General features: G+C 72.1%; 33 protein-coding genes. 17 read left to right on the top strand and 16 right to left on the bottom strand.

The window, feature by feature from the left end:
• Nucleotides 1–150 precede the first annotated feature (150 nt).
• The 4 genes from ACPPVO_RS09130 to dut form a co-directional block, all read right to left on the bottom strand.
• Nucleotides 151–786 carry a DUF3159 domain-containing protein gene (locus ACPPVO_RS09130; protein WP_426510782.1) on the bottom strand — a complete coding sequence of 212 codons (636 nt, stop codon included), beginning with the start codon at nucleotides 784–786 and terminating at the stop codon, nucleotides 151–153.
• A gap of 96 nt (nucleotides 787–882) precedes the next feature.
• Nucleotides 883–1,275, bottom strand: a complete 393-nt coding sequence (locus tag ACPPVO_RS09125; protein ID WP_426510781.1) for an OB-fold nucleic acid binding domain-containing protein — start codon at nucleotides 1,273–1,275, stop codon at nucleotides 883–885.
• Nucleotides 1,276–1,444: 169 nt separating this feature from the next.
• On the bottom strand, nucleotides 1,445–2,230 hold the full coding sequence (locus ACPPVO_RS09120) for a DUF3710 domain-containing protein (RefSeq protein ID WP_426510780.1): 786 nt from the start codon (nucleotides 2,228–2,230) through the stop codon (nucleotides 1,445–1,447).
• On the bottom strand, nucleotides 2,227–2,706 hold the full coding sequence (gene dut / locus ACPPVO_RS09115; RefSeq protein WP_426510778.1) for a dUTP diphosphatase: 480 nt from the start codon (nucleotides 2,704–2,706) through the stop codon (nucleotides 2,227–2,229). The genes ACPPVO_RS09120 and dut overlap by 4 nt, the downstream gene beginning before the upstream one ends.
• A 51-nt stretch (nucleotides 2,707–2,757) precedes the next feature.
• On the opposite strand from dut, the gene ACPPVO_RS09110 reads away from it, so the two are divergent.
• Nucleotides 2,758–3,228: a DUF3093 domain-containing protein gene (locus tag ACPPVO_RS09110; RefSeq protein WP_426510777.1), complete on the top strand. Its 471-nt coding sequence runs from the start codon at nucleotides 2,758–2,760 to the stop codon at nucleotides 3,226–3,228.
• Here the strand turns inward: ACPPVO_RS09110 and ACPPVO_RS09105 are convergent.
• Together ACPPVO_RS09105 and ACPPVO_RS09100 are read right to left on the bottom strand one after the other, a co-directional pair.
• Entirely contained in the window at nucleotides 3,207–4,049 is an 843-nt protein-coding gene (locus ACPPVO_RS09105) for a hypothetical protein (RefSeq protein ID WP_426510776.1), read from the bottom strand. The two genes, ACPPVO_RS09110 and ACPPVO_RS09105, sit on opposite strands and share 22 nt — an antisense overlap.
• 133 nt (nucleotides 4,050–4,182) lie before the next feature.
• Nucleotides 4,183–4,479, bottom strand: a complete 297-nt coding sequence (locus tag ACPPVO_RS09100; protein WP_360387667.1) for a DUF4193 domain-containing protein — start codon at nucleotides 4,477–4,479, stop codon at nucleotides 4,183–4,185.
• A gap of 382 nt (nucleotides 4,480–4,861) precedes the next feature.
• On the opposite strand from ACPPVO_RS09100, the gene ACPPVO_RS09095 reads away from it, so the two are divergent.
• Complete coding sequence (locus ACPPVO_RS09095) at nucleotides 4,862–5,410, top strand: LytR C-terminal domain-containing protein (protein ID WP_426510775.1); 549 nt, start codon at nucleotides 4,862–4,864, stop codon at nucleotides 5,408–5,410.
• Nucleotides 5,411–5,417: 7 nt separating this feature from the next.
• Here ACPPVO_RS09095 and ACPPVO_RS09090 read toward each other — a convergent pair whose 3' ends face one another.
• The gene (locus tag ACPPVO_RS09090) at nucleotides 5,418–6,215 is read right to left on the bottom strand and encodes an inositol monophosphatase family protein (protein WP_426510774.1); all 798 of its coding nucleotides are present in this window, start codon (nucleotides 6,213–6,215) and stop codon (nucleotides 5,418–5,420) included.
• 265 nt (nucleotides 6,216–6,480) lie between these two features.
• Here ACPPVO_RS09090 and ACPPVO_RS09085 point away from each other — a divergent pair, with 265 nt between their 5' ends.
• The gene (locus ACPPVO_RS09085; RefSeq protein WP_426510773.1) at nucleotides 6,481–8,169 is read left to right on the top strand and encodes an RNA polymerase sigma factor; all 1,689 of its coding nucleotides are present in this window, start codon (nucleotides 6,481–6,483) and stop codon (nucleotides 8,167–8,169) included.
• Nucleotides 8,170–8,474: 305 nt separating this feature from the next.
• Nucleotides 8,475–8,708, top strand: coding sequence for a DUF7455 domain-containing protein (locus ACPPVO_RS09080; protein WP_360387657.1), 234 nt, complete (start codon nucleotides 8,475–8,477; stop codon nucleotides 8,706–8,708).
• 83 nt (nucleotides 8,709–8,791) lie between these two features.
• Here the strand turns inward: ACPPVO_RS09080 and ACPPVO_RS09075 are convergent, their stop codons facing one another.
• Entirely contained in the window at nucleotides 8,792–10,516 is a 1,725-nt protein-coding gene (locus ACPPVO_RS09075) for a DEAD/DEAH box helicase (protein WP_426510772.1), read from the bottom strand.
• Nucleotides 10,517–11,203: 687 nt separating this feature from the next.
• Nucleotides 11,204–11,482, bottom strand: coding sequence for a DUF3039 domain-containing protein (locus ACPPVO_RS09070; RefSeq protein ID WP_360387652.1), 279 nt, complete (start codon nucleotides 11,480–11,482; stop codon nucleotides 11,204–11,206).
• Nucleotides 11,483–11,625: 143 nt separating this feature from the next.
• Here ACPPVO_RS09070 and ACPPVO_RS09065 point away from each other — a divergent pair, with 143 nt between their 5' ends.
• Complete coding sequence (locus ACPPVO_RS09065) at nucleotides 11,626–12,534, top strand: pseudouridine-5'-phosphate glycosidase (RefSeq protein ID WP_426510771.1); 909 nt, start codon at nucleotides 11,626–11,628, stop codon at nucleotides 12,532–12,534.
• Nucleotide 12,535: 1 nt separating this feature from the next.
• Nucleotides 12,536–13,399: a carbohydrate kinase family protein gene (locus ACPPVO_RS09060; protein ID WP_426510770.1), complete on the top strand. Its 864-nt coding sequence runs from the start codon at nucleotides 12,536–12,538 to the stop codon at nucleotides 13,397–13,399.
• Nucleotides 13,400–13,596: 197 nt separating this feature from the next.
• Here ACPPVO_RS09060 and ACPPVO_RS09055 read toward each other — a convergent pair whose 3' ends face one another.
• Nucleotides 13,597–13,947 carry a DUF3099 domain-containing protein gene (locus ACPPVO_RS09055; RefSeq protein WP_426510769.1) on the bottom strand — a complete coding sequence of 117 codons (351 nt, stop codon included), beginning with the start codon at nucleotides 13,945–13,947 and terminating at the stop codon, nucleotides 13,597–13,599.
• A 38-nt stretch (nucleotides 13,948–13,985) separates the two neighbouring features.
• Nucleotides 13,986–14,435, bottom strand: a complete 450-nt coding sequence (gene mscL / locus ACPPVO_RS09050; RefSeq protein WP_426510768.1) for a large conductance mechanosensitive channel protein MscL — start codon at nucleotides 14,433–14,435, stop codon at nucleotides 13,986–13,988.
• Nucleotides 14,436–14,508: 73 nt separating this feature from the next.
• On the opposite strand from mscL, the gene ACPPVO_RS09045 reads away from it, so the two are divergent.
• Nucleotides 14,509–15,342, top strand: coding sequence for a phosphotransferase family protein (locus ACPPVO_RS09045; protein ID WP_426510767.1), 834 nt, complete (start codon nucleotides 14,509–14,511; stop codon nucleotides 15,340–15,342).
• A 206-nt stretch (nucleotides 15,343–15,548) separates the two neighbouring features.
• Here ACPPVO_RS09045 and ACPPVO_RS09040 read toward each other — a convergent pair whose 3' ends face one another.
• From ACPPVO_RS09040 to ACPPVO_RS09025, 4 genes are read right to left on the bottom strand one after another with little or no spacing between them, the layout of a single operon-like run.
• Nucleotides 15,549–16,115, bottom strand: a complete 567-nt coding sequence (locus ACPPVO_RS09040) for an HhH-GPD-type base excision DNA repair protein (RefSeq protein ID WP_426510766.1) — start codon at nucleotides 16,113–16,115, stop codon at nucleotides 15,549–15,551.
• Between the two features lie 15 nt (nucleotides 16,116–16,130).
• Nucleotides 16,131–16,880 carry an ABC transporter permease gene (locus tag ACPPVO_RS09035; protein WP_426510765.1) on the bottom strand — a complete coding sequence of 250 codons (750 nt, stop codon included), beginning with the start codon at nucleotides 16,878–16,880 and terminating at the stop codon, nucleotides 16,131–16,133.
• Complete coding sequence (locus ACPPVO_RS09030; RefSeq protein ID WP_426510764.1) at nucleotides 16,877–17,848, bottom strand: ATP-binding cassette domain-containing protein; 972 nt, start codon at nucleotides 17,846–17,848, stop codon at nucleotides 16,877–16,879. Before ACPPVO_RS09030 ends, ACPPVO_RS09035 begins: the two co-directional genes overlap by 4 nt.
• A 31-nt stretch (nucleotides 17,849–17,879) precedes the next feature.
• Complete coding sequence (locus ACPPVO_RS09025; protein WP_426510763.1) at nucleotides 17,880–18,926, bottom strand: thiamine pyrophosphate-dependent dehydrogenase E1 component subunit alpha; 1,047 nt, start codon at nucleotides 18,924–18,926, stop codon at nucleotides 17,880–17,882.
• A 111-nt stretch (nucleotides 18,927–19,037) separates the two neighbouring features.
• Here ACPPVO_RS09025 and ACPPVO_RS09020 point away from each other — a divergent pair, with 111 nt between their 5' ends.
• Nucleotides 19,038–19,517, top strand: coding sequence for a toxin-antitoxin system HicB family antitoxin (locus tag ACPPVO_RS09020; protein ID WP_426510762.1), 480 nt, complete (start codon nucleotides 19,038–19,040; stop codon nucleotides 19,515–19,517).
• Between the two features lie 8 nt (nucleotides 19,518–19,525).
• Here the strand turns inward: ACPPVO_RS09020 and ACPPVO_RS09015 are convergent, their stop codons facing one another.
• Nucleotides 19,526–19,936, bottom strand: a complete 411-nt coding sequence (locus ACPPVO_RS09015) for an SRPBCC domain-containing protein (protein WP_426510761.1) — start codon at nucleotides 19,934–19,936, stop codon at nucleotides 19,526–19,528.
• 62 nt (nucleotides 19,937–19,998) lie between these two features.
• Here ACPPVO_RS09015 and ACPPVO_RS09010 point away from each other — a divergent pair, with 62 nt between their 5' ends.
• The 9 genes from ACPPVO_RS09010 to ACPPVO_RS08970 all read left to right on the top strand — a co-directional run bounded on the left by ACPPVO_RS09010 (nucleotide 19,999) and on the right by ACPPVO_RS08970 (nucleotide 25,677).
• Nucleotides 19,999–20,466 carry a heme-degrading domain-containing protein gene (locus tag ACPPVO_RS09010; RefSeq protein ID WP_360388644.1) on the top strand — a complete coding sequence of 156 codons (468 nt, stop codon included), beginning with the start codon at nucleotides 19,999–20,001 and terminating at the stop codon, nucleotides 20,464–20,466.
• A 43-nt stretch (nucleotides 20,467–20,509) separates the two neighbouring features.
• Complete coding sequence (locus tag ACPPVO_RS09005; protein ID WP_426510760.1) at nucleotides 20,510–20,965, top strand: hypothetical protein; 456 nt, start codon at nucleotides 20,510–20,512, stop codon at nucleotides 20,963–20,965.
• 27 nt (nucleotides 20,966–20,992) lie between these two features.
• Nucleotides 20,993–21,418: a hypothetical protein gene (locus ACPPVO_RS09000; RefSeq protein ID WP_360388650.1), complete on the top strand. Its 426-nt coding sequence runs from the start codon at nucleotides 20,993–20,995 to the stop codon at nucleotides 21,416–21,418.
• A 39-nt stretch (nucleotides 21,419–21,457) separates the two neighbouring features.
• Nucleotides 21,458–21,799: a hypothetical protein gene (locus ACPPVO_RS08995; protein ID WP_360388652.1), complete on the top strand. Its 342-nt coding sequence runs from the start codon at nucleotides 21,458–21,460 to the stop codon at nucleotides 21,797–21,799.
• A gap of 17 nt (nucleotides 21,800–21,816) precedes the next feature.
• Complete coding sequence (locus tag ACPPVO_RS08990) at nucleotides 21,817–23,277, top strand: DUF7059 domain-containing protein (RefSeq protein WP_426510759.1); 1,461 nt, start codon at nucleotides 21,817–21,819, stop codon at nucleotides 23,275–23,277.
• Nucleotides 23,265–23,687 (top strand): D-aminoacyl-tRNA deacylase, encoded by a 423-nt coding sequence (gene dtd / locus ACPPVO_RS08985; protein ID WP_426510758.1) that lies wholly within the window; start codon nucleotides 23,265–23,267, stop codon nucleotides 23,685–23,687. Before ACPPVO_RS08990 ends, dtd begins: the two co-directional genes overlap by 13 nt.
• Nucleotides 23,688–23,805: 118 nt before the next feature.
• Nucleotides 23,806–24,810, top strand: a complete 1,005-nt coding sequence (sigB, locus tag ACPPVO_RS08980; RefSeq protein WP_426510757.1) for an RNA polymerase sigma factor SigB — start codon at nucleotides 23,806–23,808, stop codon at nucleotides 24,808–24,810.
• Nucleotides 24,811–25,027: 217 nt separating this feature from the next.
• Nucleotides 25,028–25,381, top strand: a complete 354-nt coding sequence (locus ACPPVO_RS08975) for a type II toxin-antitoxin system RelE/ParE family toxin (protein WP_426510756.1) — start codon at nucleotides 25,028–25,030, stop codon at nucleotides 25,379–25,381.
• Nucleotides 25,378–25,677, top strand: coding sequence for a helix-turn-helix domain-containing protein (locus tag ACPPVO_RS08970; RefSeq protein WP_426510755.1), 300 nt, complete (start codon nucleotides 25,378–25,380; stop codon nucleotides 25,675–25,677). Before ACPPVO_RS08975 ends, ACPPVO_RS08970 begins: the two co-directional genes overlap by 4 nt.
• Nucleotides 25,678–25,691 lie beyond the last annotated feature (14 nt).

Here is a 25,691-nt window from a genome sequence, read left to right as displayed (position 1 = left end):
AAGTGGGGGTCGGAGCGAGGCGAGGCTCAGGCGTCGGCTGGGGCCGCGCCGGGCGCGCCCCGATACCGGGGTTGTATCGGGGTGTGACCGGCGTGGTTCCAGCCGGCGTCTGAGTCCGCCGCAGCCCGGCCATCCACTTCGATACAGCCCCTAAGCCGGCTCGGCGTCCGGCGCGACCTCGGGCTCTTCCCGGAGGATGCGCCGGGCCCGCCAGACGGTCAGGGCGGCCAGCAGCGCGTAGGGCGGCCACCCGAGCGCCAGGCGCGCGATCCCGAGCAGGTCGTCGGAGTCGGCGCTGTTGTCGCGGTAGATAAGGATCTGGACCCCGAGCTTGAGCGCGTAGACGACCGCCCACAGCACCGTCAGCCACATGAAGGCCCGGCGCAGCCGCACGTTGTCGTACCAGCGCGTCGTACCCCCGTCGAGGGTCACGGCCCACAGCCAGCCGACCAGCGGCCGGCGGATGGCGACCGAGATCAGCATGCCGGCCACGTAGCCGACGGTGATCAGCATGCCGGGCAGGTACACGTCCTTGGCGTCGCCGCTCTTCCAGGCGATGTAGGCCCCCAGCGCGATGCCGAAGACGCCGTTGAGCGCGTGCCGGATCGACTCCCGGCGCGCGAGGCGGTACACCGCCAGCGACAGCGCGGCCCCGACCGCGACGACGAGCGAGGTCTGCAGCGACCACCACTTGAAGTGGTCGCCCAGGAAGTTGACCACGATGAACAGCGTGATCGGGATGCTCGACTCCACGAGCCCGCGCACCCCGCCGAGCTGCTGCGCCATCTGGACCGAGAACGGGGGAAGCGGTTCTTCCTCTTCCGTGTCCGGCTCGGCGGCAGGACTGGTCCGGCTACCTGGGTTTCCTGGCTGCATCCGCCCTCATCGTGGTGTGTCGAGCTCGTAGTACGGGTTGTAGAGCACCTTACGGCCCTCCCGCAGGGCGATGCGCCCCTTCGCCGTGATCGCTCGACCCGGCTCGATCCCTGCGATGTGCCGCCGCCCCAACCATACGAGGGTGACCAGGTCACTGCCGTCGAACAGCTCGGCCTCGAGCGTCGGCAGGTTGGTGCGCGGGGTGTACACCACCGTGCGCAGCCGTCCCTTGAGCCGCACGATCTGACCCCGCTGGCAGGTCAGCGCGGCCATGCTCCCGCACTGCTTCGCGTCGCGCTGCAACTCCTCCGCGTCGAGCTCGGCGTCGCTCGCGGTCAGCCGGCGAAGAAACTTGCGCAGGCCCCGTTCCCCGACTGCGCTCTCACTGTCCGTGGCCATAGTGACGGTGCCACCCTCCCGCTCGGCTGTCATGACACCCTTGTCAAAACGGTACGCGCTTTTTCGCAGCTTGCGAGGTGGCCCCGATGACGGCTTTCGACACCGGGGCCGGGTTGCTCGGGGCTTTGCTTCGCCGTACTCGCGGCGCTTCGCCGTACGGCGCTCTGCGCTACTTGCGGCGGGGTCGCGGCGACGGCCGGCGGCGGGGCTCGTCGGCACCGTCCGTCCCGTTCGCCCCGGCGGCCGCCGGCCCCCCGTCCCCGTCCGCGGCATCGCCACCGGCGTCGGTGACCTCCTTGGGCAGGTGCAGCGGGAGCGGCTCGCGCACCGGCATGGCCTCGTGGCCGCGGTCGACGACCAGGTTGCGCAGGCACTCCAGCAGCGGCGGGGCGGCCTCCGGGTCGATCGCGGCCGGCCCCTGGAAGACGGCGCGCACGAGCCAGCGCGGCCCGTCGACGCCGACGAAGCGGATGTCGGTAAGCCCCTCGGGCGTGCGCACCCGGGCGCGCAGCTCGGTGCCGTAGTCGCCCTCGGCCTCCTCGGCCGCGACGCCGTCGGTGAACAGCTGCTTGCGGATCTCGGCGCGGACCTCGTCCCAGATGCCCTCGCTGCGCGGGGCCGCGAACACGCCGAGCTGCAGCGCGCTCTCCTCGAAGACGAGGACGATCTGCTGGATCTTGCCGTCGTTGTCGGCCTGGACCCGCACCTCGACGTTCTCCACCGCGGGCACCTTGAGCGCGCCGAGGTCGAGCTGGGCGATGCCCTCGGGGGCCTCGCTGACGTCGTACGGCCCGTCGGCCCGGTTGGACTTGCCGGTGCGCGCCCCGCCGCCGTCCGCGGCGTCCACGTCGTCGTCCAGCTCGTCGATGTCGCGGTCGAACGTCTCCCGGCCCGCCGATCCGCGCGGGTCCGACTTGGCGTGCCGGCCGCTCCCGCGGTTGCGCGAGAAGATCACTGCTCTGCCTCCAAGTTCGCTGCCGGGGCGAGCCCGGCATGCCCGCCGGTGGACCCATGGCCACCAGCCCCGCGCACAGTATCGGGAAGGTCGTCGACCGCGTGGAAGTGTGCCCGCTCCACGCGCTGAATCACAAGCTGGGCGATTCGGTCACCACGGGATATCTTCGCCGATATCACTCGATCGTGATTGATGAGGTTCACCAGGATTTCGCCCCGGTAGCCCGAGTCGACGGTGCCCGGGGCGTTGACGATCGTCACGCCCATCTTCGCGGCGAGGCCGGAGCGCGGGTGCACCAGGCCGACGTACCCCTCCGGCAGCGCGATCGCGATCCCGGTCCGCACCAGGGCCCGCTCGCCCGGCCCCAGCTCGACGTCCTGCGCCGCGCAGAGGTCGGCGCCGGCGTCGCCCGGGTGTGCGTAGGCGGGTAGCGGCAGGTCCGGGTCGAGCCGCCGCACGAGCACGTCCATCCCCATGCCTCCATCCTGCCGGGTCGGGTTCCGGCCCGTTCACGTACCCTCGCCTACGTGGCCCTGCCGAACCCGTACCGCGAACGGCTCAGCCTCTCGTGGTGGCTGTGGCTGCCCGCCGTGGCCGTCGCCGGCGCACTCGCCGCCGAGGTCAAGCTGGGCGCCCCGGGCGCGGCGACGTGGGTCGCCTACCTGGTGCTGCTGCCGCTGACCGTCGCCGGGCTCTGGTGGCTGGGCCGCATCCGCATCGAGGTGTCCAACGGGGAGTTGCGGGTCGACGACGCGCACATCCCGCTGCGGTACGTCGGTGAGGTGACCCCGCTCCCCCAGGCCGACAAGCACGACCTGCTGGGTCCGTACGCGGACCCCGAGGCGTTCGTCATCCAGCGCCCCTGGATCGGCCCGGCCGTGCGGGTCGAGGTGCGCGACCCGGCCGACCCGACGCCGTACTGGCTGATCAGCACCCGCCACCCGGACGCTCTGGCCGCGGCGATCCGCGAGGCGGCTCAGGCCTCGATCACGCGCTGACCGTCGGGCCCGGTGTTCTTGAGGTCCTTGCGGATGTCGTCCCCCAGGCCGAGGGTGGCCCGCCGGTTCAGGAAGCCGCCGACGGCCGCGCCGGTCAGGAACGGCCCCATGGTGCTCAGGTTGCGCCCGAAGCGCTTCAGGAGGCGGTCCCGCAGCTCCTTGCGCAGCGCGGTGCCCATCGCCGCGGCGACGCTGCCGCCGACGCGCAGCGGGTTGATGCCCCGCCGCTCGGCCCAGGCCTGGATCAGCGCGAGCGCGCGCTGCCCGCCCGTGCCGGAGATCGGGCGGCCGTACACCGCATGCAGCTCCCCGATCAGCTTCATCTCCACCGCGACCACCGCGACCGTCTCGGCCGCCAGCAGGACGGGCGCGGACAGCAGGGTCGGGGTCGCGACCCACTCGACCGCGGCGACGCCGCCGCCGGCCGCGCCGATGCCGGCCGTGACCCGTGCGGCGTTGCGGATGAGGCGCTCGGCCAGCGCGTCGGCGTCGAGGCCGGGGTAGTGCGCGCGCAGGGTGTCCAGATCGCGCACCGGAATGTGCGGCGCGACGCTGGTCACCGAGTCGGTGACCCAGCCGATCGCCTTGCGCGGCCGGAACAGGTCCTTCACGCCACGCTCGCCGATCTCGAGGCGCACCAGGCGCCCGAGCAGGCGCCGCCGGTCCTGGACCGGCACGTCGTCACCGGTCAGCGCGACCACGGCCCGCGAGAGTTCCGCCTCGTCCGCCGGGCCGGCCAGTGATCCTGGCCCGGCCTGCCCTTCCGGCTGGACGGGAGCGTTCTCGGCCGCCTCGTCGGCGGGCACCGGCTGCTGGACCATGGTGAACCTCCGTGGAGTGGATCGCCGCTGCCACTACTGAAACACGCCGGCGCCAGTTCCGCGTGATCAACTCACCTCGCGCGGAGCCACCATTTTCATCCCCTTTTCACCTCACGGGCATGCGTGACGACACTCACGCACACTCGCGGCAGATCAGCTCCCCATTGCGCTCCACCGCGAGCTGGCTGCGGTGGTGCACCAGGAAGCACCGCGAACAACGGAACTCGTCGGTCTGCATCGGCAGGACCTTCACCGTCATGTCCTCGTCGGCGAGGTCGGCACCCGGCAGCTCGAAGTTCTCGGATACGTCGGACTCGTCGACGTCCACGGTCGCGGATTGCGCGTCCGTGCGACGGGACTTGAGCTCCTCGAGGCTGTCCTCCCCGAGGTCGACCTCGTCGCGACGTGGCGCGTCGTAGTCGGTGGCCATCGGTGTTCACACTCCCAATTTCATGTCGCCGGGTTGGTTGGGCGCCCGAAGCATCGTCATCTTCAACGTCCAAAGGCGGCGTACCTTACCGCCCCCGGCCGTTTGTTGTACGCCCGCACGCGGAAAGTTGTTCCCACTGTGACCGAAGCGACACCACGATCATGCCCTGCCGCGGGTAGAACGCGCGCGCCGAACCCGCCCGGCGGCGATGGAACGATACCTTCCGGCGGCGATCTCCGTGGGGAGTCGTAGCGCAACGGGGAGTAGGAACTTTGCGGTATGTCCGGTGGGGACTTCAGCACTTCTGCGGCGCAGGCGCTAACCTCTCCGGCAGCCAGAGCGTCTTCTCTGGTGACAGCACGGAGCGGCGCGGGGAGCAGCCATGAGTTTTGCGCGGGTGAGAGCACTCGCGGTGGTCGGCGTCCTCATCGTCGCCGCGGCGGTGTTCGTGATCGTCGCCGTGGTCAAGGACCACCAGGGCGGACCGGCCGCCGAGGCCAAGAAGTGCGCCGAGGGCTCGGTGATGGCCGACGCGAAGCTGCCCACCCAGGAGCAGGTCAAGGTCACGATCTTCAACGCCACCAACCGCTCGGGGGCGGCCTCCGAGGTCGCCAACGACTTCCTCAGCCGCCGGTTCAAGGAGGCGAAGGTGGTCACCGCCGCGCCGAACCCGCCGGTGAACAAGGCCAACGACGTGGTCGCGGTCATCCGCTACGGCCCGGCGACGGTGGGCGCGGCGTGGCTCGTTCGGGCGTACTTCCTGGACCAGGCCCGGCCCGAGTTCGACAAGGCCCGCCAGGACGACAAGGTGGAGATCATCCTCGGCGGCAAGTTCCGGCAGCTGCCGACCACGACCGAGGTGAACCAGGCGATCGCGGCGCTGGGCAACCCGGAGCTGCCGGAGGGCACCTGCGCCAAGGATGAGAGCTAGCGGCCGGTCAGGGACCCCCCGCGGCGTCCAGCTTGCTGAGCAGGTCGTGCAGCGGCTGATGGAGGGACGGCGGGGCGGCCACCACCATGTCCAGGCCCGGCGGGTTGCCGTCCAGGCCGGTCACCAGGGCGCCCGCCTCGGCCGCGACCAGGCCGCCGGCCGCGTGGTCCCAGGGGTTGAGACCTTTCTCGTAGTACGCGTCCAGGGTCCCCTCGGCGACCAGGCACAGGTCGATCGAGGCGGCGCCCAGGCGGCGGATGTCGCGGATGTGCCCGATCAGGCCGCCGAGCACGCGCGCCTGGTGCCGCCGGCGCTCGGCCGCGTAGCCGAAGCCGGTGCCGACGAGGGCCTGGCCCAGGTCGGTCTCGGTGGAGGCCCGCAGGCGCCGCGGCCCGCAGAAGGCGCCCCCGCCCCGGGTCGCGGTCCACTCGCGGCCGGTGGCGGCGTTGCGCACCACCCCGGCCACGACCACCCCGTCGACCTCGGCGGCCAGCGACACCGCGTACTGCGGCAGGTCGTAGAGGTAGTTCACGGTCCCGTCGATCGGGTCGAGGATCCAGCGCACGGCGGTCTGGTCCTGCCCGCCGCCGTACTCCTCCCCCAGCACGGCGTCGCCCGGGCGCGACTTGTGCAGCTCGTCGCGGACGAGCTGTTCGACGGCGCGGTCCGCGGCGGTGACCACGTCGGTCGCGGTCGACTTGGTCGCCACGGCGTCCACGCCCTCGGCTCGCATGCGGTTGGCCAGGTCGCTCGCGGAGCGGGCGACGGAGACGGCAAGGGCCAGCAGTTCGGCCGGGTTGTCCATGGTCACCATCCTGGCAAAGCCCGGGAAAGTCCCTCACAGCCCATCCGTTCGGTCACAAGACGCGCGTACAGCCCCCTCAAGAGGGGATGTTGGGGCGAGGGAGCGTTACAATTCACGCGCTGCCCGCTGTCGTTCGTGAATCCGCCCGGAGTCACGGCGCACACGGGCGCCACCAGACAAGCAACCCGGCCACTCAGCACGGCCGCGCCGTGCGCGAACCCGGCCGCATCGGCCGTCGCTCGCTCATCGCACCGGAAGGTCGTTCGTGACAGCAGCTCACCAGCCCAGCGTTGACGTACGTTCCCTCGCCGACACGCTGATCGCGCGTGCCGCCGCCAATGGCGGTCACTTGACGTCGGCGGAGGTCGCGCAGGCGGTCGACACCGCAGACGTAACTCCGGCGCACGCCAAGAAGCTGCTCAGGAGCCTGGCCGAGGCGGGCGTGACCGTCGTGGTCGACGACTCCGCCAACAGCCGTCGCAGGGTCGCCGCCGCACGCTCAGCCACTCCCGCGTCCAAGGCGGCCACCGCCAAGGCCGCCCCGGCCCGCAAGGCACCCGCTGCCAAGCCGCTGACAGCCGTCGAGTCCGTTCCGGACCCGGCGGCGGCGAAGAAGGTCCCTGTGAAGAAGGCCGCGCCATCGGCGCCCACCGCATCCGTCGCGGCTGCCGCCGCGCCCGCCGCCGCGGCTCCGGCCGGGGCACCGGCGAAGAAGGCCGCGCCGGCCAAGAAGGCGGCGAAGAAGGCCGCGCCGGCGACGAAGGCGGCCCCGGTCGCCGCCAAGAAGGCATCGCCGGGCGAGGCGGCCGATCCGGCCAACCCGACCGGCACGCCGGGCGAGGAGCCGGAGCTCGAGGAGATCGACGACGCCGCCCTGGCCGCCGAGATCGAGGACGTCGTGGTCGACGAGCCGGTCGAGGCGACCCAGGCCGCCGAGGCCGACGCGGAGGCCACGGCCACCGACGACGACTTCGCGTGGGACGACGACGAGTCCGAGGCGCTCAAGCAGGCCCGGCGCGACGCCGAGCTCACCGCCTCGGCCGACTCGGTCCGTGCCTACCTCAAGCAGATCGGCAAGGTCCCGCTGCTCAACGCCGAGCAGGAGGTGGAGCTGGCCAAGCGCATCGAGGCCGGGCTCTACGCGGCCGAGCGGCTGCGCGCGGCCGAGGACGCCGGCGAACCGATGCAGATGCCGGGTCGCCGCGACTTCCTGTGGATCTCGCGCGACGGCGAGCGGGCCAAGAACCACCTGCTCGAAGCCAACCTTCGTCTGGTGGTGTCGCTCGCCAAGCGGTACACCGGCCGCGGCATGGCCTTCCTCGACCTCATCCAGGAAGGCAACCTCGGCCTCATCCGCGCCGTCGAGAAGTTCGACTACACCAAGGGCTACAAGTTCTCCACCTACGCCACCTGGTGGATCCGCCAGGCCATCACCCGCGCCATGGCCGACCAGGCCCGCACCATCCGCATCCCGGTGCACATGGTGGAGGTCATCAACAAGCTCGGCCGCATCCAGCGCGAGCTGCTCCAGGACCTGGGCCGCGAGCCCACCCCGGAGGAGCTGGCCAAGGAGATGGACATCACGCCGGAGAAGGTGCTGGAGATCCAGCAGTACGCGCGTGAGCCCATCTCCCTCGACCAGACCATCGGCGACGAGGGCGACAGCCAGCTCGGCGACTTCATCGAGGACTCCGAGGCGGTCGTGGCCGTCGACGCGGTCTCCTTCTCGCTCCTGCAGGACCAGCTCCAGCAGGTGCTGCAGACGCTCTCGGAGCGCGAGGCGGGCGTGGTGCGGCTGCGTTTCGGCCTCACCGACGGCCAGCCGCGTACGCTGGACGAGATCGGCCAGGTGTACGGCGTGACCCGCGAGCGCATCCGCCAGATCGAGTCGAAGACGATGTCGAAGCTGCGCCACCCGTCACGTTCCCAGGTGTTGCGCGACTACCTGGACTGAACGATCGTTTTTCGCTCTGCGCGAACCCGGGCCGCCCCTTTGAGGCGGCCCGGGTGTGTTTCGGGTCACCGGGGGCATTACAGACCCGTGGCGGCGCGCCAACCCACTTGTGATCGCAAGCTCGGCGCGATAGGAAGCACGTAGCGGGTATTCGGTTCGAACCGGAACGAGCGCCCGTCGGGTACAACGTAAATGTGACATCGGACGCGCACACCAGGCGGGAACGATGTCGGGCAACACGGTGTTGAACCACCTGTGAACGACGCAAGGAAGCGTTCGTCGGTGACGATCAGAGGAGGAAGGCGATGACCCCGACCCTCACGCCGCCGCCGGAGACGGCAGCGCCCCCCGCCGCCGAGGAACGGTGCGACCGCTGCAACGCGGCAGGGAAACTTCGAGTTCGGCTCGCCGAAGGTGGCGACCTGATCTTCTGTGGACATCACGCCAACAAGTACGCTGACCAGCTGGTCAAGATCGCTGTCGAGTACGCCGTAGCCCCGGACTTCTCGTGGCGCGGCACCGAACTCTCGACCGGCTGAGACCAATACGCCGACCGCAGGGCGGCCCTCCGGGGTCCCCTGCGGTCTTTTTTTGTGCGGCGTAACCACCCGCCCAGGGCGCGTCAGAGCGTCTGGATGGTGGCGATCCGCTCCTCCAGCTGCTCGATCGTCGCCTGTGCGCTCGGCGGCCCCCCGCACAGCCGGCGCAGCTCCGCGTGGATCTTGCCGTGCGGCAGGCCGGTGCGGTGGTGGTGGGCCGCCACGAGGGTGTTGAGCTGCCGGCGCAGGACGATGCGCCGCTCCCCCGCGGTCCGCGGCTGGGGCGGGATCTCCGGCGCGGCGGCGGCCGCGGGCGCGGCGACCCCGCGGCGCTTCTCGGCGGCCATCTGCTCCGACTGGCGCTTGTTCAGCAGCGCCGTGACCTGGTCGGGGGTGAGCAGGCCGGGCAGCCCGAGGTACTCCTCCTCCTCGGCCGTCCCCGTCGCCGCCGGGAGGCCGAACGTGGCGCCGTCGAAGATGACCTGGTCCAGCTCGGCGGTCGCGCCCAGGGCCTCGAAGGCGCCCTCGAGCTCGCCGCCGGCCTTCTCCTCGCGGTTGGCCCGCTCCAGCTCGTCGTCGTCGTAGCCCTCCTTGGTCTTGGGCTCGCCGAGGACGTGGTTGCGCTGGGCCTCCATCTCGCTGGCCAGCTCCAGCAGGTGCGGGACGCTCGGCACGAAGACGGTGGCCGTCTCGCCGGTGCGGCGGGCGCGCACGAACCGGCCGATGGCCTGGGCGAAGAACAGCGGGGTGGAGGCGCTGGTGGCGTACACGCCGACGGCGAGCCGCGGGATGTCCACGCCCTCGGACACCATGCGCACCGCGACCATCCACTTGTCCTTCGACGCGGAGAACGCGGCGATGCGGCCGGACGCGCCCACGTCGTCGGAGAGCACGACGACTGCCTTCTCGCCGGTGATCTCGCCGAGCGCCTTGGCGTACGCGCGCGCGTTCTGCTGGTCGCTGGCGATGACCAGGCCGGCGGCGTCGGGCATGCCGCCGGAGCGGAGCCGCTCGAGGCGCGCGTCGGCGGCCCGCAGCACCTGCGGCATCCAGTCGCCCTTGGGGTCCAGGGCGGTACGCCAGGCCTGGGCGATGAGATCCTGCGTCATCGGCTCGCCGAGCCGGGCGGACAGCTCATCACCGGCGGAGGTGCGCCAGCGCGTCTCGCCGGAGTACGCCAGGAAGATCACCGGCCGCACGACCCCGTCGCGCAGGGCCTCGGAGTATCCGTAGACGGTGTCGGAGCGTGAGCGCTGGATGCCGTCGGGCCCGCGCTCGTACTCGACGAAAGGGATCGGGTTCTCGTCGGACCGGAACGGCGTCCCCGTGAGCATCAGGCGCCGGACGGCGGGCTCGAACGCCGACTTCACCCCGTCGCCCCAGGACTTCGAGTCGCCGGCGTGGTGGATCTCGTCGAGCACCACGAGGGTTCTTCGGGTGACGGTCCGCCGTTTGTGTACCGCGGGAGCGACCCCCACCTGCGCATACGTGACCACGGTGCCGTGGAAGTCGCTCGACGTGTGGACGTCGGCGTTGCGGAACCCGGCGTCGAGGTCGATCCCGACCCGGGCGGCGGCCTGCGCCCACTGCGTCTTCAGATGCTCGGTCGGGGTCACCACGGTCAGGTTGTCGATGGTGCCGTCGCCGAACAGCTCCAACGCCACCCGGAGCGCGAACGTGGTCTTGCCGGCACCGGGCGTGGCGACCGCGAGAAAGTCCTCGCGCTTGCCCCGCAGGTACTCCATGAGCGCCTTGCGCTGCCACTGCCGAAGCGTCTGACCTTGCTGCACCACCGGACGCGGCGGCATGCGGCACCCCTCCCCGATACGACTTACGTCCCGGACACTCCCCCGGACCGTGCAACGCCCGCGCACACCCCCGCGCGACGAGCCCACACGGCCCCGACACCGCCGGACCCACCTGGACCCCGACACTGCCGGACCCACATCGCGCCCGACGCCGCACAGACCCGCACGACGACCGACGCCATAGAGGCCCACGGCACCCGGCGCCACACGGTCCCGACACGGCCGGACCCACACGGCACCTGACGCCACACGGAACCGGACGGCGCACGGCGCCACACGGAACCGTAAGGCGCACGGCACCGCAAGGCACCCGCGACGCCGCACGGAACCGCCCGGCAATCAACGCCGCACGACAACCGCACGACACTCGACCGCCGCACGACAAACCACACAGCCGACACCGACATACGGCCATCGCATCGACGCCGCACAGTGAACAACCCGTGCGACAACCGAACGCGACAACCGCAACGACATCGACGCGTGCGAAACCCGCACGGCCGACGGCGACGCCGCCCTATGGCTGAACCGCGCCGCATTGTGCACGCAACGGCGCGGCGCACATCACCCGGCGCGCAGGATCACGGCCGGGCTGGCGCATGAAAACGCCCTCGCGTCAGCGCGGACCGCGAAGGCGTTGACAGCCTAGCGGGCATCGGCCGGCGATGCGCCGAACCGAGCCGAACGTCACGAACTCGGGTCGTCGTTCTGCACGACGTTTTCGTAGATCTCCTTGCACACCGGGCAGACCGGGAACCGCTTCGGGTCGCGTGAGGGCACCCAGAGCTTCCCGCAGAGTGCCCGCACCGGCGTGCCCTCGATCATGGCCTGCATGATCTTGTCCTTGGGGGCGTAGTGCGAGAACTTCTCGTGGTCGCCTTCGTCGTAGCGGTAGTCGGTGCTGGTCTGCTCGTCGACGCGCTCGTCGGTGAGAGTCCCGCCACCGTTCTCGGGAGTGGTCGTCACGCCCCCCAGTCTGCCAGGCCCGGCCGGAATTGGCCCGCACCGCCATCGCCCTGTGGATAACCCGGCGAAGCCTGTGGATAACCCCGCGCCGGGGCGGGAACGAGCGAGACTGGAGGGGAACCGCCGCAGGCTATCGTGAGCTGGTGATCAACCACGCCATCCGGTTCGGCGCCGACGTCGAGGCCGCCCGCCACAGCGGCGCGCCCGTCGTCGCGCTCGAGAGCACCATCATCTCCCACGGCCTCCCGCGACCGGCCAACCTCACGGTCGCCAAGGAGATCGAGGCGACCGTCCGCGCGGCCGGCGCCGTGCCCGCCACGATCGGCATGATCGCCGGCGAGATCGTCGTCGGGCTGTCCGAGGACGAGATCCGGCACCTGGCCGAGCGCGACGACGTGGTCAAGCTGTCGGTGCGCGACCTCGCCCCGGCCGCGGCCGCGCGCGTCGACGGGGCCACGACGGTCGCGGCGACCTCGGCGATCGCGGTGCGGGCCGGGATCGCGGTGTTCGCGACCGGAGGCCTGGGTGGGGTACACCGGGACGCCGCCTCGACGTTCGACGAGTCCGCGGACCTGACCGCCCTGTCGCGCCTGCCGGTCACGATCGTCTGCGCGGGCGTGAAGTCGATCCTCGACGTGGGCGCCACGCTGGAGCGCCTGGAGACCCTCGGCGTCGGCGTGGTCGGCTACGGTACCCGCCGCTTCCCGGGCTTCTACCTCACCGACGCCGGCTTCGACCTCGACTGGTCGGCCGACGACCCGGCCGCCGTCGCCGAGATCATCCGCGCCGCCCGCGGCCACGACGTGCACCGCGGCGCCCTGGTCGTGGCCAACCCGCTGCCCCTCGGCGAGCAGCTCGACCCGGCCCTGCACGACCGTGTGCTGGCCGAGGGCCTGGCCGGGCTCGAGCGGGAGGGGGTCACGGGCAAGGACGTGACGCCGTACCTGCTGTCGCACTTCCACACCGCGACCGAGGGCAAGAGCCTGGACGTGAACGTGCGCATCATCCTGCGCAACGCCGACCTGGCCGCCCGCATCGCCGCCGCCGTCTGACGTGACCGTCCTGGTCATCGGTGACGTGGTCACCGACATCCTCACCGTGCACGAGGGCCCGCTCGCCATCGGCTCGGACACCATCGCCGCCGTCCGCATCGCCGGCGGCGGCTCGGCCGCGAACACCGCGGCCTGGCTCGCCGCGGCCGGCTGCCCGGTCACGTTCGCCGGGGTCGCGGGGCGGGACGAGCCCGGCGACGCCCGCGTCGCCGAGCTGGACCAGGCCGGCGTGGCCACGAGCGTGCGCCGGGTGGAGGGCATGGCGACGGGCACGGTGGTCGTACTGACCTCCGACGCCGAGCGCACGATGTTCACCGACCGCGGCGCGAACCGACTGCTCGGTCCGGCCGACGTGGAGCGCGCGCTCGACCGGCCGGGCCTGCGCCACCTGCACCTGTCGGCCTACGTGCTCTTCGACGCCGACTGCGCCCCGGCGGGCCGGTTCGCGCTGGCCGAGGCGCGGCGGCGCGGGCTGACCACGAGTCTCGACGCGGCGTCGGCGGCCCCGTTGCGGGAGCGCGGCGGGGCCGGGTTCCTGGCGACGGTACCGCGGCCGAATCTCCTTTTCGCCAACCTCGACGAGGCCCGGGTTCTCGGCTCGGAGGACCCCGCGCAGCTGCTCGCCCACGCGGACGCGGTGGTGGTGAAGTCGGGCGCGGCCGGAGCGGCCTGGGCCGACGCGAACGGCACCGCGCGGGCGCCCGGTCGGCGGGTCGCGGAGATCGTCGACCCGACCGGGGCGGGCGACGCGTTCGCGGCCGGCTTCCTCGCGGCCTGGCTGGCGGGGCAGAACGCCGCGGCGGCGCTCGAGGCCGGGAACGAGCTCGGAGCGCGCGCGGTCGCCAAGGTGGGCGGCCGACCGTAGCCCGCGCCCGGGCGGAACGTCTCGCGCCGCCCGAGGCCCACGTCCCGGCGGGACGTCTCGCACCGCTCTGAGTGGACGGCCGACCCGAGTCCCGCCCGGGCGGGACTTCTCGCGTCACCCAAAGTGGTCGCGCTCCACCAGCGCGCCGTGCGCGTCCGGGCGAGAGGCCTCGCTCCGCCCAAGGCGGGCGACCGGCCCTAGTCCGCGTCGATGACCTTGTGCTCGCGCTCGGTCAGCGCGTGGTCCGGGTCCGGGTGGGACGTCGGCTTGCGGCGCTTGAAGCGGTTCCGGAGCCGGTTCTCGGGCCGCACCGGCGCGTCGTTGGCCAGCAGGACCGCGATCATCGGCAGGAAGACCGCGCCCGCGATGCAGAGCGACAGCCACAGCCACAACAGCGGCGGGCGGGTCGCCACCAGGATGGCGGCGACAACCACGCACGCGGCGCGCAGGAGCATCATGGACACATAGCGCACCTCACGGGCGCGAAGCTCCTGCTCGGGGCTCCGCGCCGCGTCGGTGATCAGCTGTGGGCGATCCCTGCGGGCCATTGGTTCGAGTCTGCCACGCGCAAGGGGTGTGTGGTGGGTCAGGTGTCCGTGGGTCTGATCGGCGCGCCCGGGTTCGTGCCGCCGGCCGGGCCCCGGTCGCGGTCGGTGGTACCGGTGGCCAGCAGGTCACGGATCTCGGTGAGCAGCCGGATCTCGTCGCTGGGCGCGGCCGGCTCGGGCTCCAGGCCCCGCTTGCGGCGCTCGGCGAGCTTGTTCATGGGCAGCACGACGAGGAAGTACACGGTGGCGGCGGTCAGCAGGAACGTGATGAGCGCGTTCACGAAGCTGGGCCACGCGAGCACCTGCTTGCCGATGTGGAGGCCCTGCTTGTCGTCGACCCCGATGCCGCCGGTCAGGCTGATCAGCGGCTTGAGGAAGCCATCGGTGAACGCGTTGACGACGTTGGTGAAGGCGGCGCCGATGACGACCGCGACGGCGAGCTCGATGACGTTGCCACGGGAGATGAAATCCCGGAATCCCTTCAGCACGCATGCACCTTACGGCCGGTTGGCCCCATCCGCATCCGTTGCCGCGCCACATGTCGGCGTGCCACAGTCTGGCGTGGACGGGTTACCGGAGGCGGTGGCGGCGCGGCACGGGGTGCCGCCCGAGAAGGTACAGGCCGGACCCGCGGGCGGGGCGAACCACCTTCACCTGCTCGGGGACGACCTGGTCCTGCGCGTCCCACGCACCCGCCCCGACGCCGCGCGGCTGTTCACCGAGGCGGCGATCATCCCCGCGGCGCGCCGCGGCGGGGTGCTCACGCCGGCCGTGGTCGAGTTCGACGCCACGGTGCCCTACCTGCTCACCGAGCGGGTTCGCGGGGCGGATGCGGAGGCTCAGCGGGTACCGACGCCGAAGCTTTTCGAGCAGGTGGGCCGGGAACTGGCGAAGCTGCACCGCGTCGCACCCCCGCCCGGGCTGCCCGTCGCCGCGCCGTCCCCGGACCCGTGGGCGCTGGTCTCGGATCTGCGGGCCGAGGGCCGCCTCGACCAGGAGGGCGCGGAGTGGCTCGGCGGCTGGTTCGACCGGCTCGCCCCGCGGGTGCCGATCGCGCCGCTGCCCGTGCCCGTGCACGGCGACGTGGCCCCGCAGAACATCATGACCGCGGGCGGCACCCTGACCGGGCTGGTCGACTGGGGCGACGCGATGCTGGCCGACCCGGCCACCGAGTTCGCGAAGCTGCCGCTGACCGTCGTGCCGTGGGCGCTGCGCGGGTACGGCGGGATCAACATGGAGCCGCGGGTCCTCTGGCACCACCTGGTCTGGGCCCTGGCCCGCCTGCGCGACCCCACCCCGTCGCACGCGCGCCACTGGACCGCACCTCCGGCGAGCCGGCTGCTGGGCCTGGTGCGCTTCTTCGCCACGTCCGAGCAGTGGCGCCACCTCGCTTAGGTCCTGTCCTGCCGGTCATGTCGAGCCGAGACGAGGTCCAGATTTCGCCTGCGTGTGCCCCGCGGAGGCCTGGCTACCGGTGTTGTAACCCGGCCTTCGCGGGGTGCGCGCAGCGCCTTGGGCGGGCCGGCTTGGCGCAGCGCGCCGGGCCGGCCTGGGCGAGGGTCTGGGCCCGGCGCAGGCCGGCATGATCGGCAGGACAGGGCCTAGCCCTTGGCGGCCGCCTTCATCTGCTTCTTGTACTCCCGCACCTTCGCCAGCGACGGCCCGTCCACGATGTCGGCGACCGAGCGGTGCGAGCCCTCCTCGCCGTACCCGCCCGCGGCCGCGCGCCACCCGTCGGGCTGCACGCCGTACTGCTTGCCGAGCAGCGCCACGAAGATCTGCGCCTTCTGCTTGCCGAAGCCGGGCAGCCCCTGCACGCGGCGCAGCAGCTCGCCGCCGTCGGCCACCCCGTCCCACAGGCCGGCCGGGTCGCCGTCGTACCGCTCGGTCAGCACCCGGCAGACCTCCTGCACCCGCCCGGCCATGGCTTTCGGGAAGCGGTGCAGCGCCGGCGGGGTCGCGAAGATCGCGATCAGCGCCGCGGGGTCGAACTCGGCCAGCTCGGGCGCGGCCGGCTCGTGCCCGAGGCGCTGCGCCAGCACGTACGGGGAGGAGAACGCCTTCTCGAGCGGAATCTGCTGGTCGAGCGTCATCCCGATGAGCAGCGCCAGGGGGCTGCGGGTGAGGTACTCGTTCGCCGCATCATCGATCGGCAGCGTGATGGCCATGCCGACCATCCTGCCTCACCGCGGGGTCGGCGGGCGCGTGAAGCGGGCCCGGGCCCACAGGTACCCGCCCAGGGCCATCGCCACCGACCACCCCACGGCCCACCACAGGTGCGCGCCGATCGGGGTCCCGTTCAGCGCGCCCCTCAGGGTCTCGATGATCGGGGTGTACGGCTGGTGCTCCGTGAACGCCCGCACGCCCGGCGACATGCGGCCCGTGGGCGAGAACGCGCTGCTCAGAATCGGCAGCAGGGTCACCGGCAGGGCCGCGTAGCTCGCGGCCACGACGCTGCGCACGGACAGGCCCATCGCCGTGGTCAGCCAGGCCGCGGCGAACGCGGCGAGGGCCACGATCCCGGCCACGACGAGCCAGCCGGTCACGCCCGCGTGGGGGCGGTACCCCATGAGCACGGTCAGGCCCAGGATGATCGCCACGCACAGCAGCGTGCGCAGGACGGTGCCGAGCACGCGGCCCGTCAGCACCGCCGCGCGGGAGATGCCCATGGTGCGGAACCGGTTGATGATGCCCTCGTTCATGTCCGTGGCCACGGCCACGGCGGTCTGCCCGACGCTGTAGCCGATGCAGAGCACCAGGATGCCCGGCACCACGTAGCCGAGGTAGTCCTCGCCGAGGTCCGTGGCGGCCCCGAAAATGTAGACGAACATGAGCAGCATCAGCACCGGGGCGATCAGGGCGCCGAACATCGTCGACGGGTTGCGGCGGTTGTGCCGCAGGTCGCGCCGCAGCATGGTCAGGGCGTCGCTCATCGCACGGTCTCCGTTTCGGGAAAGGCGGCGGCGGAGGGGACGGCGTGCCCGGTCAGGGCGAAGAACACGTCGTCCAGGTCGGGTGTGTGCACGGTCAGGGTGTCGGGCTCGACCCCGCCGGTCTGCAGGCGGTCGAGCAATTTCCGCAGATCCGCGGCGGTACCGTCGCCCGGCACCCGCAGCTCGAACGCCCCCTCGCCGAGGAGCACGGTCGCGGCGGGCAGGAGCGCGGCCGCGGCGTTGAGCGCCTCCGGGCCCGCGAAGCCGAGCCGGACGTGCGCGCCGGGCACGCGGCGCTTGAGCTCGTCGGGGCGGCCCTCGGCGACGATCCGGCCGCGGTCGAGCACGGCGACGCGCCCGGCGAGCTGGTCGGCCTCGTCGAGGTACTGCGTGGTCAGGAAGATCGTCACCCCGTCCGCGGCGAGCCCCCGGACGATCTCCCACACGGTGCGGCGGCTGCGCGGGTCGAGGCCGGTCGTCGGCTCGTCCAGGAAGATCACGCGCGGGTCGCCGACCAGGGTCATGGCCAGGTCGAGGCGGCGCCGCAGGCCGCCGGAGTACGTCGCCGGGGTCCGCCGCGCCGCGTCGGTGAGCTCGAAGCGCTCCAGCAGCTCGGCCGCGCGGCGCCGGCCCGCGCGCCGCGGCAGGTGCAGGAGGTCGGCGATGAGCAGCAGGTTCTCCTCGCCGGTGAGGAGGTTGTCCACGGCCGAGAACTGGCCGGTGACGCCAATGGCGCCACGGACCCTCCCGGCCTCGGTGGCGAGGTCGTGCCCGGCCACCGTGGCGCCGCCCGCGTCGGGCGGGATCAGCGTGGCCAGGATGTGCACCATCGTGGTCTTGCCCGCGCCGTTGGGGCCGAGCAGCGCGAAGATGGTCCCGGCCGGGACGTCGAGGTCGATGCCGTCGAGGACGACCTGGTTGCCGTACGACTTGCGCAGCCCGGTGACCGTGATGCCCGAGTCAGTCATGACATCACTATGGCGCCATCATGGCGCCAAATCAAGCCAGCGTGGCGTGGTACGCCTCCATCCACTCCCGCTGGCGCCGGACGAGCTCGCTCTCCTCCTGCAGGACGTGCGCGAACATGTCCCCGAGCACCGGGTCCGGCAGGGCCAGGCAGGCGGCGCGGGTCTCGGCGGCGACGGTGCCGGACTCGGCGGCCAGGGCCGCGAACCAGTCGTCGTCGGCCCAGCCGCGGTCCCGCACGAGCCGCTCGAGGCGGGCGATCGGGTCGCGCTGGCGCCACGCCTCCACCTCGGCGTCGGAGCGGTACCGGCGCGGGTCGTCCGAGGTGCTGTGGCCCGCCATGCGGTACGTCATCGCCTCGATCAGCACCGGCGGGCCGCCGCTGCGCACCGACGCCGCGGCCCGGGCCGTGACCGCGTGCACGGCGAGCGCGTCGTTGCCGTCGACGTGGTACGACTCCAGCCCGAAGCCGACGGCGCGCCGATGCAGCGGCGCGGCCATCTGCCGGCTCGTCGAGGTGGAGATCGCCCACTGGTTGTTCTGGCAGAAGAACACGATCGGGGCGCCCGCGACCGCGGCCCAGTTGAGCGCCTCGTTCACGTCGCCCTGGCTGCTCGCGCCGTCGCCGAAGTACGTGAGCACCACCTCGTCGGAGCCGTCCAGTCGTACCCCGACCGCGTACCCGGTCGCGTGCAGCGCCTGCGTGCCCAGCACGAGGCTGTAGATGTGGAACTGGTACCGCCGCGGGTCCCAGCCCGAGTGGGTGATCCCGCGCCACTGGGCCAGCAGCTCGGCCGGGGTGATGCCGCGGCAGCGCGCGGCGGCCTGCTCGCGGTAGCTGGGGAACACGTAGTCGCCGGGCTCGAGCGCCCGCATCGAGCCGACCTGGGCCGCCTCCTGCCCGAGCGCCATCAGCCACAGGCCGAGCTCGCCCTGGCGCTGCAGGGCGTGCGCCTCCTCGTCGAACCGGCGCGCGAGCACCATGTCGCGCAGCAGGTCGCGGCACAGCTGAGGGGTCACCTCGAGCGGTGCGTCCGCGTCCGACCGCAGGGTCCCGTCCGGTGCGAGCAACTGGATCATCGAGCGTCTCCCGTGTGTCGCCTGGGTACATCACCCATCCTGCCGTGCGCGGGCCCGTCGATGGCGCCGGTGGCGCCATGGAATTCGCCATAGTTGCGCGATACTGGCGGCATGGACCTGACCCGCTACGTCGACGGCCTGCGCGCCGAGCTGCTCGCGGCCGCGGGTCCCGAGGAGACCGCGCTGGCCGAGCGCCTCGCCGCCGCGGTGGCCTCGGCGACCCGGCTGGCCATGTTCGACGTGCTGTCGGACGCGGCCGACGAGATCACCCGCGACCTGGCGCCCGGCTCCGTCGAGGTCCGCGTGCGCGACCGCAACCCGTACTTCGTCGTCACCACCGCCGACGGCGAGCCCACGGCGGCGCCGTCGCCCGTGAGCGCGCCCGAGCCGTCGCCCGAGGGCCCCGTGGGCCGCATCAACTTCCGCCCGCCCGAGCAGCTCAAGCAGCGCATCGAGGAGGCGGCCGCACGCGAGGGCCTGTCGGTGAACGCCTGGCTGACCCGGACCCTGTCCGCCGTGGTCGCGAGCGAGACGTCCCCGGCCCCGGCGCCCCGCTCCGCCAAGGGCGCCTTCGTGGGCTGGATCGGCTAGCCGGACCGTCAGGTCGTCCGGAACATGACGTCGGTCTCGAGGACCGTCTTCAGGCCGCTCGCCACCCGGGCCCACGCCTCGTCACGCTCGGGGTCGGGCCGCGCGTCGAGGTCGTCGCAGCTCAGCGCGACGCGGGTCAGGCCCGGCTCGACCGCCGCGACGTCCCAGGTGAGCCAGCACTGGGCCGCGTGCAGGCTGTGTATCAGCTGTTCCCCGGGTATCACGTGGAGGATCTCGCCGTAGAGGGCCTCGGCGACCGGGCCCTGGTCGGTGCGGAACACGATCGGGGCGCCGGGCTGCCAGGTGGAGTCGACGGCGAGGCCGAGGTAGTACTGCCGGGTGAGCTCCGGCTCGGTGAGCGCCCGCCAGACCAGCTCGGGCGTGGCGGCGATGTACAGCGTGAAGGTCCGTGTCCTCATGCTGCAGAATTCTGCGGGCCGGACTTGCCGGTGACTTGAGAGCGGCTTGGGAGCATGTGGTGATGGACGATCTGATCAAGGAGCTGGAGGCCCAGGAGGCCCGGCTGCTGTTCGACCGGTTCGACAACGACGACGCCTGGGCGCTCGGCTGCCTGCTGGTGGAGACGGCCCAGGAGCGCTCCCTCGCCATCACGGTCGACATCCGCCGGGGCGGCCAGCAGCTGTTCCACGCCGCCCGGCCCGGCACCGCACCCGACAACGACCGCTGGATCGAGCGCAAGATCCGGGTGGTGGAGCGGCTGCACGCCTCCTCCTACCTCGTGGGCCGGCGACTGGCGGCCCGGGACAAGGTCTTCGACGCCGCGTACGGGGTCGACCCCGCCGAGTACGCCACCCACGGCGGCGCCTTCCCCATCCGTGTCCGCGATGTGGGCGTCGTCGGGGTCGTGACGGTGTCGGGTCTGCCCCAGGCCGACGATCACGCGCTGGTCGTCGAGGTGCTGGAGCGCTTCCTCGCCCGGGTGTCGTGAAGCCGACTCGACCGCGGGGCGGCCAGGCCCCACCATGCCGCGTGTGAAGATTCGATTCGCTCTTGCGGGTTTGTCGCTCGCCGCGGCGGCGCTGGCCGGCTGCTCCGATGACCCCGCGGCTCCGGCCGCCTCGAACGCCGCGGCAGCCCCGCCGGCCACCAGTGCCGCGGCGGCGGCGCCCAGCAGCCCGGCGGCCCCCAGCCCGGTGACGGCCCCGAGCAGCTGCCCGGTCACCGCCGCCACGCTGGAGAAGGCGTTCAAGGCCAACGCCGAGATCGCCGGCGCCATCGTGCTCGGCAAGGGCTTCAAGGACGTCAGCTGCTACGCGGGCTGGGCCACCGCCTCCGCGCAGCCGACCAACCTCGAGGCGGCGGTCGTGCTGTTCAAGTACGACGCCGCGAAGAAGACCTGGGCCGCGGTCTCCGGCGGCACCGACGGCGTCTGCCGGGACAAGGTGCCCGCGGATATCGCGACACACCTCAAGGGTTGCCAGAACTAACCCGATCGAGTGTCGTAAATTGCCGGGGTGAGATACACACTCCTCGCTGTCTTCGCCGGGGCGGCCGCCACCCTCGCGGCCTGCTCCGGCGGGACCCCCCAGGCCCAGTCCACCCCCAACCTCCCCACCCCGGACCAGACCTCCCTGCTGCCGCAGACCGGCCCCGCGCCGCTCAAGCCCGGCGTGAGCGCGGCGAGCGGCTGCCCGGTCGACGCGCCCGCGCTGGAGAAGGCGCTCGTCACCGACCCCCAGCTCGCCGCGGCCGTGCAGCTCGGCAAGGGGCTCACCGACGTCAGCTGCGTGCTGCAGTACGCCACCGCCCGCACCGAGGGCGACCGCGCGACGGTGCTGTTCCATTTCGACGACGCCAAGGCCATGTGGGTCGCGGTCGGCACGGGCTCGTGCGACAAGGCCCCCGCCGACGTGCGCAAGCAGCTCAAGAACTGCAGTTAGGAACCTGGTCAAATCCCGTGCTTTGTGGTCATATTGCTCATGGAGCGTGAAGCACTGCTCCGGCTCCTCGCCGAGGAGCCGGGGGCGGCTTTCCAGGCGTGCCGCGCCGCGATCCGCGCGGGCGCGGAATACGTGGTCTGGGACCACACCCTGCCCGCCGACCAGCTCGCGCGCAGCTACACCCGCCGGGCCCAGCACATGGAGCGCATCGGCAACCCGATGCTCGGCAGCGCCGAGGCGATCGACGTGCTGGCGACCTCGGGCGACCGGCCGCTGCGCGTCGGCGAGGCGAAGATCGAGAACCCGCCCACCCACTTCCAGCTGTTCCTCACCGCCGACGCGTCGCGGGTCGTGGCCTGCATAGGCATCGACCAACGCTGACGTACCAGGATGGCAGGGTGGACGCACTGCTGGACAACACCGCCCTGGCTCAGCTGCGCGAGGCGCTCGGCTCGGCCGGGTACACCTCCGAAGGTATCCGGAAACATCTCGGCGAGGACGCCGCGGCCGCGGCCGCGCGCAACGACTTCCGCGCCGCGCTGCGCATCACCGAGGCCGGGGGCCGGCTCGACACGCTGATCCGGCTGTTCATCTGCGGCCAGACCGAGCCGCTCGACCGGGTCGCGGCCGCGCTCGCCCCGCTGCCCCTCGAGTCGGCGGCCCCGCTGCTGGAGGCCGCCGCGCAGGGCGTCCGCGCGGCGCTGGAGCTGGAGCCGTACGGCGACTGGTGGGTCGTCGCCGACCTCTCCGCCGGCATGCGCCCGGGCCGCCCGCTGCCCGGCGACCACGTCCTGGGCATCGGCGGCGCGTCGAGCACCCTCGCCGCCGCCACCCTGCGCCGCCCGGTCGGCACCGCGCTCGACCTCGGGACCGGCTGCGGCGTGCAGGCCCTGCACCTGTCCACCCACGCGCAGCGGGTGACCGCCACCGACGTACTGCCGCGGGCCCTGCGCTTCGCCGCCACCACCGCCGCGCTCAACGGCCTCGACTGGGAGCTGCTCGAGGGCGACCTCACGCGCCCGGTCGCGGGCCGCCGCTTCGACCTCGTGGTCAGCAACCCGCCGTTCGTGGCCGGCCCCGGCAGCACCGCGCACACGTACCGCGACTCCGGCCGCCCCGGCGACGCCGTGTGCGCCGAGCTCGTCGCGGCCGCGCCCGGCCTGCTCGCCGCCGGCGGCCACATGCAGTTCCTGGCCAACTGGCTGCACGTGGCGGGCGAGGACTGGACCGAGCGGGTGAACGACTGGCTCGCCGGCACCGGGCTCGACGCGTGGGTGATCCAGCGCGAGGTGTCGGACCCACTCGCGTACGTCAACCTGTGGCTCGCCGACGCCTCCGAGGACCCGTCCCGCCAGCCGGCCCTGGCCGCGGCCTGGCTCGACTGGTTCGACGCGCAGCGCGTCGAGGCGGTCGGCTTCGGCCTCATCACCCTGCGCGCCGGCGGCCACGACGACCCGACGGTGCGCATCGAGGACCTCCGGCAGACCGTCGGCGGCGACCTCGGCCCGCTCATCGGCGACTGGTTCGACCGCCAGGACTTCCTGCGCCATGCCGACCTGCTGCACAGCCGCCTCGTCGCCGCGCCGGGCCTGACGCTGCGCCAGGAGGCCGCGCTCGGCGCCGAGGGCTGGGAGGTCGGGCAGCAGCTGCTCGTCCTGCCCGACGGGCTGCGGTGGGTCGAGGAGGTGGACCCGGTCGCGCTGACGCTCGTGGGCGCGTGCGACGGGTCGGTGACCCTGCAGGATCAGGTCGACGTGCTGGCGGCCGCCCATGGTGTACCGGCTGAGGTTCTCGCCGACGTCGCGGTCCCCCTCGTGTCCCATCTGGTCGAGCGGGGCGTGCTCCTGTGCGCGCCCTAGTCCAGACCGTTTCACGCGCGCACGTGACAGTGGACGGCGTCGTCGTCGGATCGATCACCGACGGGCTGCTCGTTTTGGTGGGGGTAACGCATTCCGACAATGCGGATACTTCCGAAACACTCGCCCGCAAGGTGCACGAACTACGGATCCTCGACGACGAGAAATCCGCCGCCGACACCGGCGCGCCACTCCTCGTTATCTCGCAGTTCACCTTGTACGGCGACGCGCGCAAGGGCCGGCGCCCGACGTGGATCGCCGCCGCCCGCCCCGAGGCCGCCGAGCCGCTCATCGAGCAGTTCTGTACCGCCCTGCGAAACCGGGGCGCAATCGTAGAAACCGGTCGATTCCGCACCCACATGCTTGTCGAAAGCGTGAACGTGGGACCGCGGACAGTACTACTCGAGGTCTGAGACTCACGGTTTCGTGCCACGGCTACGCCGCCTCACCGCCACTTCACGCCCGCTCAGCGAAGCTATTTCTCGCAGGAGTGATCGCGCCACTTGTCAATCCACACGGGAGGCGAGCGAAGTGGCCCAGCCGCTGAGTGAGAACACGGATTTCAACGCCGTCGACGTTGAGGCCGACGAACAGCACGAGCAGGAGCACGCGCTCGACAACACGGGCGTCTCAGCGGATCTGGTTCGCGCGTACCTCAACACGATCGGCCGCACCAAGCTGCTCACCGCCGAGCAGGAGGTCGACCTCTCCAAGAAGATCGAGGCCGGCCTGTACGCCGAGGAGAAGCTCGCCACCGGCATGGTGCACCCGGCCTGGATGAAGACCTACGACGTCGTGGTCCGCGAGGGGCGCGCCGCCAAGGCCCACCTCCTCGAGGCCAACCTGCGCCTCGTGGTGAGCATCGCCAAGCGGTACACCGGACGCGGCATGGCCTTCCTCGACCTCATCCAGGAAGGCAACCTCGGCCTCATCCGCGCCGTCGAGAAGTTCGACTACACCAAGGGCTACAAGTTCTCCACCTACGCCACCTGGTGGATCCGCCAGGCCATCACCCGCGCCATGGCCGACCAGGCCCGCACCATCCGCATCCCGGTGCACATGGTCGAGCAGGTCAACCGCATGGTCCGCGTCCGCCGCGACCTGGCCGCGAGCCTCGGCCGCGAGCCCGTGGTCGCCGAGATCGCCGCGGCCCTGGGCGTCGAGGAGTACCAGGTCATCGAGCTGATCTCCTACGACCGCGAGCCGGTGAGCCTGGACCAGGCCGTGGGCGAGGACGGCGAGAGCGCCCTGGGCGACTTCGTGGCCCGCATCGACCCGCGCGAGGAGCCGGCCGACAGCGTGTCGCAGGGCATGCTCCGCTCCGAGGTCGAGATCGTCCTGTCGACGCTGTCGCAGCGCGAGCAGGCGGTCATCCGGCTGCGCTTCGGCCTGGACGACGGCCGCCAGCGCACCCTGGACGAGGTGGGCCGCGAGTTCGGCCTGTCGCGGGAGCGCATCCGCCAGATCGAGAAGGTAACCCTGCTGAAGCTGCGCCACCCCTCCCGGGCGAAGCGCCTCGAGGCCTACGCGTCCTGAATTTCCTGGGGCCCGAGCCCCAGACCCCACGATCGCTGGCTGGGCTCCGCGGTGGTGATCCGCCGCGGAGCCGCCTCGACTCATATCACCGCTTCGCGAAGGGCCGCCCCTCCCGGGGACGGCCCTTCTGCACGTTCCTGGAGCCCGAGCGCCAGGCTCCTTCAAGTTGGTTCATCGGGGCCGGCAGATTCCGCGCCGCCTACATAGCATCGATGCTATGTCCTGGGGTACTGTCGAGTTGGAGCCAGAAGTTCAGGAGTGGCTCGAAGAACTCACCACCGTGCTGTTCGCACGGGTGGCCTTCTACATCGACCTGTTGGCCGACGAGGGGCCGCTACTGGGCGAGCCGTACACGAAACAGCTCGACGGCAAGCTTCGAGAGCTGCGGTTTTATCTCGAGCGTGACGCGGTACGAATCACGTACTGGATCGCCTCGGGAGAGCGGATCGTTCTCCTGACGGTATTCAGGAAAACCCGCGACCGTGAGACCCGCGAGGTCGAGCGGGCTCGACGGGCGCTGGCACGGTGCATCGCCGAGAGGCACGCCCTTGAGGAAGGTATGGAAGCGTGAGCGGTCGCGGCGATTGGAACGAACTGCGCAGCCGCCGGATGGCCGAGCCCGGTGCGACCGAAGCCTACGAGTCGACGAGGCTCGCCTTCGAGCTGGGACGGGCGGTTCGGGAGCTCCGTGAACGCCGTGGTTGGAGCCAGAGCGAGCTCGCCGAGGCGGCGTCGATGACGCAGTCGGCCGTCGCGCGCTTCGAGGCCGGCGGGACGGTGCCGACGCTGCCCGTCTTGGAGCGGCTGGCCCGCGCCCTCGACGTCGAGCTGGCGGTTGGGTTCCACGCCCGGCCGGACGCGGCCTGACCGCATCGGCCGGC

The sequence above is a fragment of the Dactylosporangium sp. McL0621 genome, from assembly GCF_049995355.1.
In the GTDB taxonomy this organism is placed as follows: Bacteria; Actinomycetota; Actinomycetes; order Mycobacteriales; family Micromonosporaceae; genus Dactylosporangium.
Note: the sequence above shows the minus strand (reverse complement) of the source record. Positions and strands in the feature narration are given on the sequence as shown.

Bases quoted from the DNA above. Each gene is read 5' to 3' on its own strand.
- ACPPVO_RS09010 (WP_360388644.1), top strand. From the start codon at position 19,999: ATGGACGATCTGATCAAGGAGCTGGAGGCCCAGGAGGCCCGGCTGCTG.
- ACPPVO_RS09090 (WP_426510774.1), bottom strand. From the start codon at position 6,215: ATGGACAACCCGGCCGAACTGCTGGCCCTTGCCGTCTCCGTCGCCCGC.
- ACPPVO_RS09015 (WP_426510761.1), bottom strand. From the start codon at position 19,936: ATGAGGACACGGACCTTCACGCTGTACATCGCCGCCACGCCCGAGCTG.
- ACPPVO_RS08975 (WP_426510756.1), top strand. From the start codon at position 25,028: ATGTCCTGGGGTACTGTCGAGTTGGAGCCAGAAGTTCAGGAGTGGCTC.
- ACPPVO_RS09055 (WP_426510769.1), bottom strand. From the start codon at position 13,947: ATGGCCCGCAGGGATCGCCCACAGCTGATCACCGACGCGGCGCGGAGC.
- ACPPVO_RS09020 (WP_426510762.1), top strand. From the start codon at position 19,038: ATGGACCTGACCCGCTACGTCGACGGCCTGCGCGCCGAGCTGCTCGCG.
- ACPPVO_RS09125 (WP_426510781.1), bottom strand. From the start codon at position 1,275: ATGGCCACGGACAGTGAGAGCGCAGTCGGGGAACGGGGCCTGCGCAAG.
- ACPPVO_RS09030 (WP_426510764.1), bottom strand. From the start codon at position 17,848: ATGACTGACTCGGGCATCACGGTCACCGGGCTGCGCAAGTCGTACGGC.
- dut (WP_426510778.1), bottom strand. From the start codon at position 2,706: ATGGGGATGGACGTGCTCGTGCGGCGGCTCGACCCGGACCTGCCGCTA.
- ACPPVO_RS09035 (WP_426510765.1), bottom strand. From the start codon at position 16,880: ATGAGCGACGCCCTGACCATGCTGCGGCGCGACCTGCGGCACAACCGC.
- ACPPVO_RS09080 (WP_360387657.1), top strand. From the start codon at position 8,475: ATGACCCCGACCCTCACGCCGCCGCCGGAGACGGCAGCGCCCCCCGCC.
- ACPPVO_RS09025 (WP_426510763.1), bottom strand. From the start codon at position 18,926: ATGATCCAGTTGCTCGCACCGGACGGGACCCTGCGGTCGGACGCGGAC.
- ACPPVO_RS09075 (WP_426510772.1), bottom strand. From the start codon at position 10,516: ATGCCGCCGCGTCCGGTGGTGCAGCAAGGTCAGACGCTTCGGCAGTGG.
- ACPPVO_RS09040 (WP_426510766.1), bottom strand. From the start codon at position 16,115: ATGGCCATCACGCTGCCGATCGATGATGCGGCGAACGAGTACCTCACC.
- ACPPVO_RS08995 (WP_360388652.1), top strand. From the start codon at position 21,458: ATGGAGCGTGAAGCACTGCTCCGGCTCCTCGCCGAGGAGCCGGGGGCG.
- ACPPVO_RS09095 (WP_426510775.1), top strand. From the start codon at position 4,862: ATGAGTTTTGCGCGGGTGAGAGCACTCGCGGTGGTCGGCGTCCTCATC.
- ACPPVO_RS09105 (WP_426510776.1), bottom strand. From the start codon at position 4,049: ATGGTCCAGCAGCCGGTGCCCGCCGACGAGGCGGCCGAGAACGCTCCC.
- ACPPVO_RS09100 (WP_360387667.1), bottom strand. From the start codon at position 4,479: ATGGCCACCGACTACGACGCGCCACGTCGCGACGAGGTCGACCTCGGG.
- ACPPVO_RS09130 (WP_426510782.1), bottom strand. From the start codon at position 786: ATGGCGCAGCAGCTCGGCGGGGTGCGCGGGCTCGTGGAGTCGAGCATC.